We start from the raw sequence: 15742 nt of genomic DNA, 5'->3' as shown, positions 1-15742 counted from the left end.
AAGCTATGGAGGGCTCATTTTATTTAATGGACAACCTAATAACCCGTGTTATTAGCATGATGAAAAGCCGTCGTTCTCCCTTTAGGTCAACAACCGTTTCCCGCGTAAACAAAAGGCTCATCACAAACACAACCTTAAAAATCCTTATATACACAAAAAAATAGGGGGCTTTCGCCCCCTGCTATAGAAATTTTTATCGCTGTGGCAGTAAATCCGATGGATTGACTACTTTGCCATCTTCGTACACTTCAAAGTGTACATGATTTCCAAGGTCCTTTTCGATCTCACTGCGACCAGCTGTGGCAAGAGTATCTCCTTGCTTCACTACATCGCCTTGTTTAACTTTTGTTTCACCAAGACTTTGGTATACAGTCTTCAAATTACCTTGATGGGTAATTTCAATCACTTTACCTAATACCGCAACATCTTCCACTCTGGTCACTTCACCGCTGAGCGCTGCTTTAACATCGAACGTATTGTTGTCTTCACGGGCAATATCGATTCCGACATTAGGAATAAATTTGTCGTTATATTGCACCATAGCGGCAACGTGATTGTCCTCTGTACCATTCTCATCATAATACGGCTTAACTACTTCTACTTCACCTGGATTAGCTACTGGCCAAGCCATACTTTCCGTTGAAGCAACAACTTCAAGTGCATCTGGACCTCCGGTTGTTGTACCAGCTTCGTTAGCGGAAGTTCCTACTTGCTGCGAAGTGGCGGCGGTGTCCTGGTTGAGCGGCTTCTGGCCGGCATCCTGATAGACCCACACCAAGGTTAGTATAATTGCCGCTGCCGCCGTGTAGACTGCTGGGAATACCCAACGCTTAGATACCAGTCTGTTCCATGAAGAAGGTTTTGCACCAGGTAAATCTCCCTGAGTTTTTTTGAGAGATTCATCTTGGTTTGTTTTGTTTTTGTCTTGTTCATTCATATGGTTATCACCTCAGTAACCAGTGTTACCGGGGTTTTCTCTTTTATACGTATCTTTCAAGTTATTTTTTCAGAAGAGTTGAGATTTGTGTAAATGAGATACCACTATAATAGTGTTTGAGAATTTGGGTAGCAGTTCCACCCTCTTTAGCCATCCCATTTGCCCCCCACTGGCTCATCCCTACTCCATGCCCATTTCCGAAGGTCGTGATTAAAATCTTATTCCCCTTACGACTCCAACTGAATTGGCTGGATCGTAGGCCCAGCTTCTCTCTCACTTCACGTCCAGTAAATATAGAGCCTCCAATTGAGATTTCTTTAATCCGATGTCCAGTGGTAAGAGACAACACTTCCATAGGTAATCTCGAAGATGATGAAATCTTCGTTGTAGTTCCTGAATTGGTAGTTTCTTTGGAGGCTGGAATGACTTTATCGTTCAGACCCAATCTAGTAAGTATTTCAGCAACAGTAAAGGTGTTAGTCACTGCATAGTTTGGGGTAATCTCTTTCTCCCAAGGACTCGTCACGCTGCGCAGATAGGGAATCGCTGCATTCCAATACTCTTCTGAGTTCTCAGTATATCCTCCACTGGAGGCGAAAAAGGAGGCCGTTATCGGCTGCCCTTTATAAGTCATGATCACTCCGCGCGTCTCAAGGACCGCGCGCTGCAGCTTTGCGAGGTCGGCGCTTCTTCCGCCGAGCTTCCATTGCCGTTCCAGCGTGTCCTTAGATATGTAAGCCTGATGGCTTACCGTATCGGTTACATCCGCCTCCGGAACGGGTACGCCGCTTCTGTCGCCAGCCACCAGGCGGCGCATGATAAAGGTGCGGGCAGCTACGGCCTGCGCTTTGAGCGCTTCAAGCTCAAAGTCGGCCGGCATCTCGGCCGCAAGCACGCCGCGGACGTAGTCCTCCAGCGGCAATGTCTCTATTTGTCCGCTGTGTGACAAATAGACAGAGACGTCCGGCTGCGGCGCTTCCTGCGCAGCCGTCTCCGGCGCCGCCGGAGGGGCCGTGACTGCTGGCACGGCCACAGGCGCCGGTTGTCCCCGGTGTAGCGGGACAACCGCCAGCGGAATCAGCAGCGCCGCCAGGAAAGGCGCTGCGAGCCAGGCAACGGGGATGAGTCGCCTGCGCCGGGGAGCAAGGGGACGCGAGTGCCAGCGCGTTGTCTTGTTTCTTCGCAAGTAGCGGAAATCTTTCATCTCTATGGCTCCTTCCGTGAATCACTGGTGATTCTTATAGATATGAATTTGCAGCAACTGCTAGAACACAATTTGAGAGAAAGAGAGTTCCTGTCCTCAATCTATTACTAGACCACAGGCTATTAAATTGCATACAAAAAAATCCCCATCAAATGAGGATTCCATAAAAAAAGACCAAGCTGCAAACTGCAGCCTGGTCTCTCCTAATGATTGATATTATACCCAAGTTGGTTGAACCTGAAAGCGTGGTTTAACCTCTTCGTTTTTAGTCGATTCACTCTTGGATACTTCCGGTTTAAGAACTTCATCCTTCACGGTTTGCGCTGAAGTATCTTCCATGGAGATGCGCCAAATTTCCGCACCCAATCCGGACAGTTTCTCAGCCAAATGAACATACCCGCGGTCAATATGATGAGTTCCGCTTACTTCAGTAGTGCCCTCAGCAACCAGACCTGCCAAAATAAGCGCAGCTCCCGCACGCAGATCCGTAGCACAAACCTTAGCTCCGACCAATTGTGCATTACCTGTAACGATCGCCGAGCGACCTTCGATCTTAATCTCAGCATTCATGTTGTGGAATTCATCCACATGCATAAACCGGTTCTCAAATACGGTTTCTGTAACGACACTAGTACCTTCAGAACGCAGCAATAATGCCATCATTTGCGACTGCATATCCGTAGGAAAACCTGGATACGGCAAAGTCTTCAAATCAACAGCTTTGAGAGGCTTGTCACTGATTACACGAATACCGTTCTCGTCGGGAATAATGGTTACACCCATTTCTTCCATCTTAGCAATAACAGGACCTAAGTGATCAGCAATTGCGCCTTCCACATATACATCGCCCCCGGTAATTGCTGCAGCCGCCATGTACGTACCTGCTTCGATACGGTCAGGGATTACATGATGTTTGACCCCATGCAGACGTTCTACCCCTTCAATACGGATAACGCCTGTTCCCGCACCGCGTACGATTGCGCCCATACCATTCAAGTAATTGGCCAGGTCGACAATCTCAGGCTCCTTAGCCGCATTCTCGATAACGGTCACGCCTTCGGCTAATGTAGCTGCCATCATTATATTTTCGGTCGCACCTACGCTTGCTACATCCAAATACACTTTGGCACCGCGCAGGCGTCCGTTGCTTTTCGCTTCAATGTAGCCCTGGCCGAGACTAATCTCCGCACCCAGTGCTTCAAACCCTTTCAAATGCTGATCAATCGGTCGTGTACCAATGGCACAGCCGCCTGGCAGGGAAATTCTTGTCTGACCAAGTCTAGATAACAGTGGGCCCATGACTAAAAAAGACGCCCGCATTTTTCGAACCCATTCATAAGGTGCTTCACAGGATGTGATATTTGTAGCATCCACCTGGATAATATCGTTCTGATATGTAACCCCTGCACCCAGAGATTCCAGCATTTTTGATATCGTCATCACATCATCAAGCGGAGGTGCGTCTACAATGACGCTTACTCCTTCTTCTGCCAATAGAGAGGCGGCTATGATCGGTAATACGGAATTTTTTGCGCCGCTAACTTTCACGCTCCCGGTCAATCTGTTGCCACCGCGGACGATAAATTTGCTCATTTTCGGTTTCCCTCCGCGTCCATTATTTCTTAAATTATTTTTTTAGATTAAAGTAATTGCAAAAAAGTTCTCTACTCCATCAATACGCCCATTTACTCGGGCATGTTCCTTAAAGTTCAGTGTTGACATAATAAAACCTTATTATTCGACACCTTTTGACCACTGCGACCTAAGACACTTATAACCAAACTACATCCCCTTAAAACATATATCGGATCATCCCACTCCAGCTCAGGTAATCCAGGAAGAACCCCGCTACAAAACGACCAAGTACAATGGCCAACAGCAAGTGCAGCAGCCTTCCCTGAGGACTCTTGGGATATCTTATGACCAAATCGAGCTTAAGGTTCTGCAATGCCCACCAAGATAATACAACACTGAGCAAAGATACAATCATTGAGACCATACTGCTGGTTCCAACTGCGCTAGACAACCCACCCGACAATATATCCTCCATGCTAACCCTCCGTGTTCGTATTACTCGGAAATCGACTCTTATATCATACTTGTGAAGGGCAAAAGAATCCAGTACTTTTACAAATTTTTAAACAATTCAACGCCATTATCCAAAATAATGAAGAAATTTTAACCTTTTTTCAATAGATTACTATAATAAAAAGCAGTCAAACCCTAAGGCTTGACTGCTTTTATCCTACTGTTGTCCTTTTCCAGTGGACACTTTAATCCGTGTAACAGCGCGTTGCAGCGCCAATTCCGCACGGCGGTGATCGATATCATCTTGTTTGCTCCGAGTCTGGAGACGGCGTTGAGCCCGTTCTCTAGCCGCTTCGGCGCGCTCAACATCGATATCTGTTGGCAGCTCGGCACTTTCAGCCAGCACGGTTACTTTGTCCTTATGCACTTCAACGAACCCGCCATGAACAGCGATGGAGATCGTAACACCGTCCGATTTGACGGATAACGGAGCAACCTGAAGTGGAGTCACAAGCGGAATGTGTCCCGGCAAAATACCCAACTCGCCTTCGACCCCTCTTACAATCAAGCTATTCACTTGCTTGGAGTAAACGAGATGCTCCGGCGTGACAATTTCCAACAAAAAGGTATTCACTTCCATTCCTCCTTAAAGCTTTACATTGTAAAGCTCGCTTCGAAAGCATGCACTAAGCTTTACGAAGTAAAGCTTGCATCGAAAGCATTAGCTAAGCTCAGGTTACATCGATTTCGCTTTTTCTACTGCTTCTTCAATCGTACCTACAAATAGGAAAGCTGCTTCTGGAAGATCATCATGCTTACCATCCAGGATTTCCTTAAAGCTGCGTACAGTTTCTTTGATTGGTACATATTTACCCTTAAAGCCAGTGAACTGTTCAGCCACGTGGAATGGCTGCGACAGGAAGCGTTCAACTTTACGAGCACGAGCTACGATAACCTTATCATCCTCACTCAATTCATCCATACCCAAGATGGCAATGATATCTTGAAGCTCGGTATAACGTTGCAGCAATTGTTTAACACCTTGTGCCACGTTGTAATGTTCTTCACCAACAATTTCTGGAGCGAGCAAACGCGAGCTGGAAGCCAGTGGGTCAACCGCTGGGAAAATCCCCTTCTCGGAAATTTTACGCTCAAGGTTAGTTGTTGCATCCAAGTGAGCAAACGCTGTAGCCGGAGCAGGGTCAGTGTAGTCATCCGCCGGTACGTAGATTGCTTGAATCGATGTAACTGAACCTTTTTTAGTCGATGTGATACGCTCTTGCAGCTGGCCCATTTCAGTAGCCAGAGTCGGCTGATAACCAACCGCAGATGGCATACGGCCGAGAAGAGCGGACACTTCGGAACCCGCTTGGGTAAAGCGGAATATATTATCGATAAAGAGCAGCGTATCGCGGCCTTCCACATCACGGAAATATTCCGCCATGGTCAAACCGGTCAAAGCTACACGAAGACGTGCACCTGGAGGCTCGTTCATTTGTCCGAAGACCATTGCTGTCTTCTTAATAACGCCGGAATCCGTCATTTCGTGATAAAGGTCATTACCTTCACGAGTACGTTCACCGACACCTGCGAATACGGAAATACCACCGTGCTCTTGGGCAATGTTATTAATCAATTCTTGGATTGTTACTGTTTTACCTACGCCGGCACCGCCGAAGAGGCCGACTTTACCACCCTTAGCATAAGGTGCGAGCAAGTCGATAACTTTAATACCTGTTTCCAAGATTTCCGCTTGTGTTGACAATTCGTCAAATGTTGGTGCGAGACGGTGAATCGGGTTCTTTTTCTCAGCAAGAACTTCACCAGCGTTATCAATTGGATTACCAAGTACGTTAAATACACGGCCTAATGTCGCTTCCCCTACAGGAACCGAAATTGGACCTCCTTGATCGATTGCATCCAGTCCACGAACCAGACCATCAGTAGAAGACATCGCGATACAACGTACCAGATTGTCTCCCAAGTGATTGGAAACCTCAAGTGTTAGGTTAAGCTGACGACCATTGTCCAAGACGGTTTCAATTTTGATAGCGTTGAAAATCTCGGGCAACTGGCCGCGTTCAAATTCAATATCGACAACCGGACCCATAATGCTTACAACGCGTCCTTTGTTCATCTTCTTTTCCCTCCTCGAAAGCTGTTACATCAAGAAGAAACGACGTTGTCGTCATATAAAGATGACAACCGTTTCTCGTAGAAATATAAGCATTTTGTATAGTGTAAAACCATACTTTCTTATATTTTAAGAAGAACTTACAGTGCCGTTCTTAAGGAGCTATGCACCCTAAGCAAGCGACACTGTTTCTCGTAAAACACAAGACAAGTTAAGCACTTAGTTTAACTTTTCTTGTATTTTAAGACTGCGCGTTCGCTCCGGCCACGATCTCGGTAATTTCCTGCGTAATTGCCGCCTGACGGGCACGGTTGTACGTAAGGGTAAGTTCTCCGATCATTTTCGACGCGTTCTTCGTTGCACTGCCCATAGCTGTCATTTTCGCACCCAGCTCACTGGCCTTGCCATCCAGAATAGCGCTATAAATCAAAGTTTCAGCGTACTTTGGAAGCAATACTTCTAGCACGCCTTCCGGTGAAGGTTCATATTCGTAGTTTGCAGAAGCTTCATGATGCTCTTGATTCCCTACTCCATCCATAGGCAACAGTCGCTCAACGGTTGGGATCTGGGTGATAGCATTGACGAATTGATTGTAACAAACATACAACTCATCATACGTACCATCTACAAACTGCTGTACTGCCGAATTCGCGATAGACTTGATGTCAGCAAACTTCGGCGCATCCGATAGCTCAGTAACTTCCTGTACAATCGGATATTCACGGCGACGTAGAAAGTCACGGCCCTTACGACCAATAACAAACAATGCGTACTCATCTTTGGACTTATGCTTCTCCGCGATGAGCATCGTCACCTTACGCAAAATATTAGCGTTGTAACCACCTGCAAGCCCTCTATCAGAGGTAACGATTAGATAACCAGTCTTCTTCACAGGGCGGCTAACCAGCATAGGGTGTTGAACACCTTCTGTGCCAGCCGCAATGCTCGATACAACCTCTTTTAGCTTCTCAGCATAAGGACGGGCGGCAATTGCCTTCTCCTGAGCTTTTCTCAGCTTGGATGCGGCTACCATTTCCATCGCTTTTGTGATCTGTCTTGTGTTTTGAACACTCTTAATTTGACGTTTAATATCACGCATGCTTCTTGCCATGATTTCACCACCTTAGAGCTTTGACGGAGTCAAAGCTAACTTCGTAAGCATCATCTTAGCTTTGACGGAGTCAAAGCTACTTCATAAGCACAGCCTGAGCTTCGGCAGAGCCAAAGCTCACTTAGTAAAATCCGTTAAAGTCTATCTATATTAGCTAGTAGCGAAACCTCTTTTAAAGGTATCAATCGCTGCTTTAAGAGCGGCTTCGTTATCAGCTGTCAAATCTTTTGTATCCCTGATGGATTGAGCTACATCAGCAGCACTGCTATCCATGTAAGCAAGGAATTCCTTTTCAAAACGTTTTACGTCTTTAACTGGAATATCATCCAAATATCCTTTTACAGCTGTGTACAAGCTAAGTACTTGATGCTCAACAGACAACGGCTGATTCACACCTTGTTTCAGAACTTCCATCATACGTGCCCCGCGATTCAGACGGGCAAGTGTAGATTTATCAAGATCTGAGCCGAACTGTGAGAAGGCTTGAAGTTCGCGATATTGGGCAAGATCCAGACGGAGCGAGCCGGCTACCTTCTTCATCGCTTTGATTTGAGCGGAGCCCCCTACACGGGAAACGGAGATACCGACGTTGATTGCCGGACGTTGACCAGAGTAGAACAGATCGGATTCAAGGAAGATTTGACCATCTGTAATCGAGATTACGTTCGTAGGAATGTAAGCTGATACGTCAGATGCCTGTGTTTCGATAAATGGAAGTGCGGTTAATGAACCACCACCAAGCTCATCACTAAGCTTAGCTGCACGCTCCAAAAGACGGGAGTGCAAGTAGAATACGTCACCCGGGAATGCTTCACGACCCGGTGGACGACGAAGCAGCAAGGACAATTCGCGATAAGCCGAAGCTTGTTTCGAAAGGTCATCGTAAATGATCAGTACGTGCTCGCCCTTGTACATGAAGTATTCGCCCATTGCGCAACCTGCGTATGGAGCAATGTACAACAATGGGGACGGCTCGGAAGCCGATGCAGTTACAACGATTGTATATTCCAAAGCGCCATGACGGCGAAGAGTTTCTACAACCTGCGCTACTGTGGATTGCTTTTGACCAATGGCAACATAAATACATTTCATGCCGTTGCCTTTTTGGTTGATAATCGCATCAATTGCGATTGCAGTCTTACCTGTTTGACGGTCACCAATGATAAGTTCGCGTTGTCCACGACCGATTGGTACCATCGCATCAATGGCTTTAAGACCTGTTTGCATCGGTTCATGTACCGATTTACGATCGATAACACCTGGTGCATTATTTTCTACAGGACGGAATTCAGTTGTAGCAATTGGGCCTTTGCCGTCAAGCGGCATACCAAGTGCGTTAACTACACGACCGAGCAGAGCTTCACCAACAGGAACTTGCATAATTTGTCCTGTACGTTTTACTTGATCGCCTTCACGAATTTCCTTGTACTCACCCAGAATAACAACACCGACGTTGCTTTCTTCCAGATTGAGCGCCATGCCCACTACTCCGTTGGAGAACTCTAGCAATTCGCCAGCCATTGCGTTTTCCAGACCGTAGACACGGGCGATACCGTCGCCGACTTGAATGACGGTGCCGACTTCGGCAACTTCGATATCGGCTTTATATTCCTCAATTTGACTTTTGATCAAAGTGCTGATCTCTTCAGGTCTGATGCCCAATATCCTCACCCCTATCTTCTATGCTTATCATTAAAGGATTTCTCGAGACGCTCCAATTTGTTAGACAGACTGCCGTCATACAGCGTATCGCCGATATAAACTTTCAGTCCTCCCAACAGGCTTGGGTCCACCACATTCGTAATCCGGATTTTACGGTTTACGAGTTGGCCGAATTCTGCAGCTACAGCTGCTTTTTCTTCTTCACTTAAAGAATAAACAGAGTATACCTTAGCATCACCAATGCCAAGAGCGTCTCCTTCAATCTTGATATACGTATCCAGCAGATCGGCAAAAATATCGGTTCTGCCTCGCTCTACTAACAATTCTACAATGTTCATCACGATGGGAGAGAGCTTATCTTGAAGCGCTGTGCGCAGCACTTTCAGCTTGTCGGACTCCGAGATGCGCGGTGCAAGAATAAACCGCTTTATCTCTTGGTCGGAATGTAATAATCCAACCACTGCCTTGAGCTCTTCTTCTACTTCAAGGGTAATCCCTTTCTCTACCGCTGCACTGTACAATGCTCTAGCGTAGCGCTTGGCAACTACCGTATCGCGGCTCATGATTGGCCTCCTACCTCTTTGAGGTATTGGTTCACAAGTTGCTCCTGCTCGCCGTTAGCACTAACTTCTTTCTTAAGAAGTTTAGAAGCAATACGAACAGATGCCGTTCCAATTTCGCTGCGCAACTCTTCCACTGCTTTGTTCTTTTCGTTCTCGATATCGCGCACGGCCTCTTCTTTGACACGTGCTGCATCTGCTTTGGCTTGTGCCAAAGTTTGTTCTACCTGTAGATTGCTTGTGATTTGCGATTGTTGAATAATCTGTTGAGCTTCCTGGCGTGCACTGTTCAGCGCTTGCTTCTGCTCTTCCACATACGCGACCGCTTGTTCTCTAGTCTTCGCAGCTTCGTCCATTTGCTGCATTACCAGCTCACGGCGTTTCTCCATAACTGCAAAAAGTTTGCTGAACGCATACTTGCTAAGCAAGAAATATAAAATCCCAAAGGCGACAATTGAAAATACTATGTTTGTCCAAACAATATCCACTGAGGTCACTCCCTTCCGTTACCGCGTCATGCGGACGTATACAAAAGTAAGGCGCGGATGGCATCGGCCGTCCCCGCCAAACCGTAACTACGGTTTATTAAGTAAACATAATCAGGAATGCGATAACTGTTGCTGCCAACGGAATAACTTCGACGATACCTACACCAATAAACATTGTTGTTTGCAAAGCATTTTTCGCTTCTGGTTGACGAGCGATGGACTCAACTGTTCTACTAACGATCATACCGTTACCAAGACCTGCGCCAAGTGCACCCAATCCAACCGCTATTGCTGCTGCTAAAAATTCCATTTGTAAATATCCTCCTTTAATTTCGGTTCATATTTGTGTTTAATGATATAAGATATCTCCCACGAAGGAAAATCAGACGATAGCCGTTCTCTTCGCAGCAGTTCATTAATGTGCTTCTTCTTCGTGAATCGTCATCTGTGCGATATAAACCATCGTCAGAATTGTAAAGATAAACGCTTGTAGTGCCCCGACGAAAATACTGAAGCCCTGCCATACAGCCAGGAACGGAATACTGAGAATCCCCAGCTTCAAAATGACTGTAATCAGTACTTCTCCGGCGAAAATGTTAGCGAATAGACGAATAGCCAACGCTACAGGTTTTGCCAGGTTTTCGATAATGTTCAGTGGCAAAAAGATTGGAAACGGCTCGATGTAGTGTTTGAAATAATGTTTGCCGTTGAGCTTAATGCCCAGAAAGTTCATCAGTACAAATACTATGATTGCCAGTCCTGCAGTGACGTTAATGTCAGCAGTTGGCGACTTGTACCATAAAATTTCTGCATGCTCACCATTCGCCAAGTTCTTAGTTGCTTCAATCACGTGGCCAAACACTGTTACAGGTCCATGCGCCTCAGTTACAACGGAGAAAGGCAATCCAAGTAGATTGGAAACAAAGATAAACAGAATCAATGTCAACCCTAAAGATATGTAAGGTTTTCCTTTCTTCAGATCCATGGCACTGCTTATGACACCCTCTACAAATTCCACAACCCATTCCATGAAGTTCTGAAGCTTGGATGGATTTTCAACGGAAAGCTTACGAACCGAAAGCATAACCAGAACAAACACCACTGTACAACTGATCAGAAGCATCAACACGGCGGATAAATCTATCGGTATTCCCCCGACAAATATTTTCGGCATGTCATGCATAGTATCATCCCCCTTTCTCTTTAATCTGGTTAAAGCTTATTCTTCACACTCAGATATATCCCCGCAGGAATGGCGAGAAGCTGAGGAATGAATACGCCCGAAACAGTTGCTACCAGGGAGAAATGCTCAATCTTGACCGAGAACATGGTGACCAAAATTGCGAAGCTAATCCGTGTAACAAAACCGAGGCTGAAGGCATTCCCTTCGTTGCTCGCAATCGACTGCGTAACCCGTCGAACCTTGACGGCCAGATAACGAAAGTTTACCAATCCCGCCACCAGACCCAGAGTCATGCCCAGTGTAATTGCCCGGGTCTCATGATGAAGCACCCAGCCCATTAAGAGTCCTGCCATAAGGACGAGCGTAACTCTAGTGACGGTATTGATCATGGGAGTCATATTATCCATTCTGCTCCCCCAAAAATTTTTTAATTAACAAGGCGACATTCACAATTCCCAGAATCATTCCAGTTATAGTGCCAATGGCGAGCCAATATTTCGGCCCCTCCATCAGGTCTTTCAGCCATCTTGCCGCAAAAAAACCAATAAGAATGTAAGCGGCAAGCAAAGTGCCTGCACTTCCAATGACAAGCGCGGTCTGTAACAAGCTGTCCTTGCTATTTTGTTCTTTCATGGGCTACAATCCCAACTAATTTTACTGAATTTCCTGAGTCTTTGTCAATTCATTGAACATTGCCTAAAAACCCTTGAAAACATGAAAATAATCACAGCAAAACGTTCCAAAACCATATAAACCGTACAGTTTCACTGTATGTTGATTTTAATCAGATCAGATATTAGTTTAATTGAAATTATTTATTTTTTGTGAACATTCTGTGAAACTCTTCAGGACGTTCCTTATTAACACCAAAATGGTGCAAAATCGCATTGACAATCCGTTGGGAAGCCTTGCCATCTCCATACGGGTTGGCGGCCCGACTCATCGACTGATAGAGCTCATTATCAGTCAAAAGAGCATGTGTCCGTTGATACACCTTCTCCTCGTCCGTGCCCACAAGTTCCAGTGTTCCAGCCTCTATCCCTTCGGGACGCTCCGTTGTATCACGAAGCACAAGAACAGGCACTCCATAAGAAGGAGCTTCCTCTTGCAGACCGCCGGAATCGGTCAATATCAAGTGGGTATGCGGATAAAAATTATGCAGGTCCACGACATCCAGCGGATCAATCAGCTTAATTCTTGGATGTCCTCCCAGTATCTCATGCGCAGGTTCCTTAACGGCAGGACTCGGATGCACAGGGTAAACAATGGCGACATCTTCGAATTCATCAGCGATTCTTTTAATAGCTCGGAAGATATTACGATGCGGTTCACCTTGAGATTCTCTGCGGTGAGCGGTCATCAAAATAAGTCTTTTTCCTGAAGCAAAATCCAAAACAGGATGCCGGTAATCCGGCTGTACGGTATATTGAAACACATCAGTTACGGTGTTGCCTGTGATATAAATACTTGATTCTTTTTTGTTCTCGTGTCTCAGATTGTTAGCTGACAAATCGGTTGGAGCGAAATGCAGATCAGCTAACACACCTGTGAGTTGACGGTTCATTTCTTCAGGATACGGAGACAATTTGTTCCATGTCCTAAGTCCTGCTTCTACGTGCCCAACCTGAATTTGCTGCAGGAAGGAAGCGTAACTAGCTAAAAACGTTGTTAAGGTGTCCCCATGCACCAGCACGAGGTCAGGTTTAACTTCTTTCAGTACAGGTTCCAAACCTTCAAGCACACGAATAGTAATCTCATTCAAGGTCTGACGGTCCTTCATCACGTCCAAATCGTAATCAGGGGTGATATTAAACACTTCCAACACTTGATCGAGCAGTTCTCTATGCTGTGCTGTTACACATACTATTGATTCGATATGCTCAGGATGCTTCTTCAGTTCAAGAACCAGAGGAGCCATCTTGATCGCCTCGGGGCGCACTCCGAAAATAGTCATTACTTTGATTTTGGACATAACCCCTACCCTCTCATCAAATATTCTCGCATTACTATACTTAATACTTAATTACTTATTACTTGGTTCCATAAAGACGGTCACCAGCATCACCAAGACCTGGCACGATGTAACCATGTTCATTCAAATGATCATCAAGCGCTGCAACATAAATATCAACATCCGGATGAGCTTCCTGAACTGCAGCAACACCTTCTGGCGCTGCAATCAAGTTCATCATTTTGATCTGTGTACAACCACGATTCTTCAGTGAGGTAATCGCAGCAATTGCGGATCCGCCTGTAGCAAGCATCGGGTCAATTACTATCAACTCACGTTCCTGTACATCAGTTGGAAGCTTGATATAATACTCCACTGGTTGAAGAGTGTCTGGATCACGGAAAAGCCCTACATGTCCTACTTTAGCCGCAGGTAGAAGCTTCAGTACACCTTCAAGCATACCTAAACCCGCACGAAGAATAGGAATAAGCCCCAGCATTCTTCCCGAAATCACTTTGCTTTCCGTCTCAGTGACCGGTGTTTGTACCGTAATGGTCTCTAGTGGAATATCACGTGTAATCTCATAAGCCATCAATGTGGCAACTTCGTCAACATGTTCTCTGAAATCCTTCGTGTTTGTTCTAACGTCGCGAATAAATGTTAGTTTGTGTTGAATTAAAGGATGATCGCAAATCACCAATTTTCCCATTTACTGTCCCTCCGGTAATTGTAAGTCTTGTCTATAGCCCTAGAAAGCGCTTTGCTTCTCAGTGGCTAAATCCTGTCTATTATAGCACTCCCGCCGCTGCATTTCACCTCAGAATGGTACTTGAACTCACATTGAACATATTCCTTTGTATTTCCTTGTTTTTAAAGGTAATGATTGGCTTAATTAGGAAACCAATCACTTATAAAACCTAGATTATGTTGTGCAACTTTGGCTTTTTCATACTATTCACATTATTTTCACTAATTTTATTGAAAGTTCCATGAACTTTCATGATTAATTTCATTCAATTTCATCTAATACCTACTGTAATATTTGTGAACAATATGCAACAAAAAAGCCTCCATCAAACCCGGAAGAGGGTATGGATGGAGGCAGAATCATTTCTTATTAGAAGCAAAGATTTAGTATTTCAATTCTGGATAAAGAGGGTATTGGTCAGTCAACTCAGCCACTTGACGGGCAGATTCTGCCAAGTTTGCCTCATCCTTCGGATTCTTTAGAACATTAGCAATGATACGTCCAATAGTGACCATCGCCTGCTCGTCCATACCACGGGATGTGACTGCAGGTGTACCAATACGAATACCACTTGTTACGAAAGGACTTGTAGGATCAAATGGAATTGCGTTTTTATTCACAGTAATCCCGATGGAATCTAGTACTTTTTCCGCATCTTTTCCGGTAATGTTCAGATTACGGGTATCCAGCAGCATCAAGTGGTTATCTGTACCTCCGGATACAATGTTAACCCCTTCGCTGATCAACGTTTCTGCAAGAACATTAGCGTTCTTCACTACATTTTGAGCATAAGTCTTAAAGGATGGCTGCAATGCTTCACCAAATGCGACTGCTTTTGAAGCAATTACATGCATCAGAGGTCCACCTTGGGAACCAGGGAATACCGCTTTATCAATAGCAGCTGCCCATGGCTGTCTGCACATAATCATACCTCCGCGGGGACCGCGCAAAGTCTTATGCGTAGTAGTTGTAACGAAATGAGCATGAGGAACCGGGCTCGGATGAAGACCAGCAGCAACCAATCCTGCGATATGGGCCATATCTACCATAAATAGCGCACCCACATCATTGGCGATAGCGCCAAGTTTTTCGAAATCAATAATACGCGGATAGGCACTAGCACCAGCCACAATCATTTTTGGACGGTGCTTGAAGGCTGCTTTACGTACTTCATCATAATCAATTAGGAAAGTATCTTCTTGTACTCCATAAGCAACGAAGTTATAAAGCAATCCAGAAGCATTAACTGGGCTACCATGTGTCAAATGACCACCGTGCGCCAAATTCATTCCAAGAACGGTGTCGCCAGGCTTAAGTGCAGCCAGATAAACTGCCATATTTGCTTGAGCGCCGGAATGTGGTTGTACGTTGACATGATCCGCGCCAAACAATTCTTTTGCACGATCACGAGCAAGGTTCTCAACGATATCTACATCTTCACAGCCACCATAATAACGTTTGCCTGGATAACCTTCTGCATATTTGTTCGTAAGCACGGAGCCCATAGCTTCCATTACGGCTTCGCTAACGATATTCTCTGAGGCAATAAGCTCAATGTTGGCACGCTGACGTTTCAGTTCCAGTTCCATCGCTTCCAGTACTGCCGGGTCACTCTTACGCAATTGTTCCATGTTCTTATTTCCTCCCTAGTGTGTGTAGATATGTTGTATTTAAGTAGAAACGATTTGCCCGCCATAAAGAGACTTAGGTCTACGTTTCTGCAAAAAATATAAAAA

At 45.4% G+C, this 15742-nt stretch carries 17 protein-coding genes; all 17 read right to left on the bottom strand.

Annotation, left to right across the window (positions count from 1 at the left end; translation table 11 throughout):
* Positions 1-193: 193 nt before the first annotated feature.
* Positions 194-937, bottom strand: a complete 744-nt coding sequence (locus MHH63_RS26015; RefSeq protein ID WP_312151113.1) for a M23 family metallopeptidase — start codon at positions 935-937, stop codon at positions 194-196.
* A gap of 61 nt (positions 938-998) precedes the next feature.
* Entirely contained in the window at positions 999-2141 is a 1143-nt protein-coding gene (spoIID, locus tag MHH63_RS26010) for a stage II sporulation protein D (RefSeq protein WP_341172239.1), read from the bottom strand.
* Between the two features lie 216 nt (positions 2142-2357).
* Entirely contained in the window at positions 2358-3734 is a 1377-nt protein-coding gene (gene murA / locus MHH63_RS26005; protein WP_076123926.1) for a UDP-N-acetylglucosamine 1-carboxyvinyltransferase, read from the bottom strand.
* 199 nt (positions 3735-3933) lie between these two features.
* Positions 3934-4191, bottom strand: a complete 258-nt coding sequence (locus tag MHH63_RS26000; RefSeq protein ID WP_036681556.1) for a DUF1146 family protein — start codon at positions 4189-4191, stop codon at positions 3934-3936.
* A gap of 195 nt (positions 4192-4386) precedes the next feature.
* Entirely contained in the window at positions 4387-4803 is a 417-nt protein-coding gene (locus tag MHH63_RS25995) for a F0F1 ATP synthase subunit epsilon (RefSeq protein ID WP_036681559.1), read from the bottom strand.
* Between the two features lie 102 nt (positions 4804-4905).
* Positions 4906-6306 (bottom strand): F0F1 ATP synthase subunit beta, encoded by a 1401-nt coding sequence (atpD, locus tag MHH63_RS25990; RefSeq protein ID WP_036681562.1) that lies wholly within the window; start codon positions 6304-6306, stop codon positions 4906-4908.
* A gap of 238 nt (positions 6307-6544) precedes the next feature.
* The gene (gene atpG, locus MHH63_RS25985) at positions 6545-7414 is read right to left on the bottom strand and encodes an ATP synthase F1 subunit gamma (protein WP_036681564.1); all 870 of its coding nucleotides are present in this window, start codon (positions 7412-7414) and stop codon (positions 6545-6547) included.
* A 150-nt stretch (positions 7415-7564) separates the two neighbouring features.
* A complete protein-coding gene (gene atpA, locus MHH63_RS25980) occupies positions 7565-9076 on the bottom strand; it encodes a F0F1 ATP synthase subunit alpha (protein ID WP_036681566.1) in 1512 nt (503 codons plus the stop codon).
* 11 nt (positions 9077-9087) lie between these two features.
* The gene (locus MHH63_RS25975; protein ID WP_076123928.1) at positions 9088-9639 is read right to left on the bottom strand and encodes a F0F1 ATP synthase subunit delta; all 552 of its coding nucleotides are present in this window, start codon (positions 9637-9639) and stop codon (positions 9088-9090) included.
* Positions 9636-10124: a F0F1 ATP synthase subunit B gene (gene atpF, locus MHH63_RS25970; RefSeq protein WP_076123930.1), complete on the bottom strand. Its 489-nt coding sequence runs from the start codon at positions 10122-10124 to the stop codon at positions 9636-9638. The genes MHH63_RS25975 and atpF overlap by 4 nt, the downstream gene beginning before the upstream one ends.
* 97 nt (positions 10125-10221) lie before the next feature.
* Positions 10222-10434, bottom strand: a complete 213-nt coding sequence (atpE, locus tag MHH63_RS25965) for a F0F1 ATP synthase subunit C (RefSeq protein ID WP_036681574.1) — start codon at positions 10432-10434, stop codon at positions 10222-10224.
* Positions 10435-10539: 105 nt separating this feature from the next.
* The gene (gene atpB / locus MHH63_RS25960) at positions 10540-11307 is read right to left on the bottom strand and encodes a F0F1 ATP synthase subunit A (protein ID WP_036681575.1); all 768 of its coding nucleotides are present in this window, start codon (positions 11305-11307) and stop codon (positions 10540-10542) included.
* A 29-nt stretch (positions 11308-11336) separates the two neighbouring features.
* Positions 11337-11714, bottom strand: a complete 378-nt coding sequence (locus MHH63_RS25955) for an ATP synthase subunit I (protein ID WP_036681578.1) — start codon at positions 11712-11714, stop codon at positions 11337-11339.
* A complete protein-coding gene (locus tag MHH63_RS25950) occupies positions 11707-11940 on the bottom strand; it encodes an AtpZ/AtpI family protein (protein ID WP_036681579.1) in 234 nt (77 codons plus the stop codon). Before MHH63_RS25950 ends, MHH63_RS25955 begins: the two co-directional genes overlap by 8 nt.
* A 178-nt stretch (positions 11941-12118) precedes the next feature.
* Entirely contained in the window at positions 12119-13279 is a 1161-nt protein-coding gene (wecB, locus tag MHH63_RS25945) for a non-hydrolyzing UDP-N-acetylglucosamine 2-epimerase (RefSeq protein ID WP_076123932.1), read from the bottom strand.
* A 58-nt stretch (positions 13280-13337) separates the two neighbouring features.
* A complete protein-coding gene (upp, locus tag MHH63_RS25940; protein ID WP_036681583.1) occupies positions 13338-13967 on the bottom strand; it encodes a uracil phosphoribosyltransferase in 630 nt (209 codons plus the stop codon).
* A gap of 422 nt (positions 13968-14389) precedes the next feature.
* Positions 14390-15637: a serine hydroxymethyltransferase gene (gene glyA, locus MHH63_RS25935; protein ID WP_038573642.1), complete on the bottom strand. Its 1248-nt coding sequence runs from the start codon at positions 15635-15637 to the stop codon at positions 14390-14392.
* Between the last annotated feature and the right edge of the window lie 105 nt (positions 15638-15742).

Origin of the sequence: Paenibacillus sp. FSL H3-0310 (genome assembly GCF_038002785.1) — a bacterium.
In the GTDB taxonomy this organism is placed as follows: Bacteria; Bacillota; Bacilli; order Paenibacillales; family Paenibacillaceae; genus Paenibacillus_AQ; species Paenibacillus_AQ odorifer.
The sequence above is the reverse complement of the archived record's forward strand: the minus strand, read 5'-3'. Positions and strand labels throughout refer to the sequence as shown.